At 60.7% G+C, this 893-nt stretch carries 1 protein-coding gene; it reads left to right on the top strand.

Annotation, left to right across the window (positions count from 1 at the left end):
• On the top strand, positions 1-893 hold an 893-nt coding region (locus B3759_RS05175; protein ID WP_291364303.1), incomplete at both ends, for a hypothetical protein.

The following is an 893-nucleotide window of genomic DNA, read 5'->3' as shown; positions in this document are numbered from 1 at the left end:
CAACTACTCTTGAGGCCGCGCAGATAGAGCGCGAGCATAACGCGCTTCTTGTGGGGCGCGAACGGGCGTCCATACGCGATGCACGGGCAGCCATTAATGGGCTGGCCACGCGGGCAGAAAAGCTGACCATGCCGGTAATGGTCGCGCTGGTGGCAGGCTTTTTGCAGGCCCAGCTGGATCACTATGATACGGGCAAGGTCGGTAAGCGTCCTGCGTGGTATTCTGTCCTGAAACGGGTTGATCTGCCTACCGTTGCGTCCGCAGCCCTGCAATGCGTGTGGAATGCAGCTTATTCTCGCGCCACGCTGACCTACACCTTGCTCCAGCTGGGCGGGATACTGGATGCCATTCAGGCGAATGCACCCCTGAAGCGGGGCCGCAGCGGTTTGCGGGCCAAGAAATCCGACATAGGAGAATCTGCGTGGGACGACAGCACGCGCGTGCTGATGGGCGCACCTTTGTGGAATGCGGCCAGCGTCACCTGCCTGTTCCGCCTGACAGAGACGGAAGGAAAGCTGAAGAAATACCGCGCCGGGTTTTCCAAGGAAGCGAATGAGCTGCTGGACGATGTCGAGGGCAGTAACCTGATGTTTTCGCCACCGTTCCGGCCCATGCTTGTCCGGCCGCTTCCGTGGAAGAACCGACGCAGCGGGGCCTATCTGACCAGCCAGATGCAGCAGTTTCTGCCGCTGGTCCGTAAGCAGTGCCCTGAATCGCGCACAGCCATCAATAAGGCCATTCGTGCGGGCACCATGAAGCCCGTGCTTCGGGCCGTGAACAGCCTCCAGTCTGTACGCCTGTCCGTTAATCCTGATGCGCTCGCGTTGCGCAAGCACGTATGGGATGCGGGCATTCACATACCGGACGTTACCCCCTTGCGCACGCCGCTGCAC

The sequence above is a fragment of the Acetobacter sp. UBA5411 genome, assembly GCF_002409645.1.
GTDB lineage: Bacteria > Pseudomonadota > Alphaproteobacteria > Acetobacterales > Acetobacteraceae > Acetobacter.
This window is presented reverse-complemented; position numbering and strand designations above follow the sequence as displayed.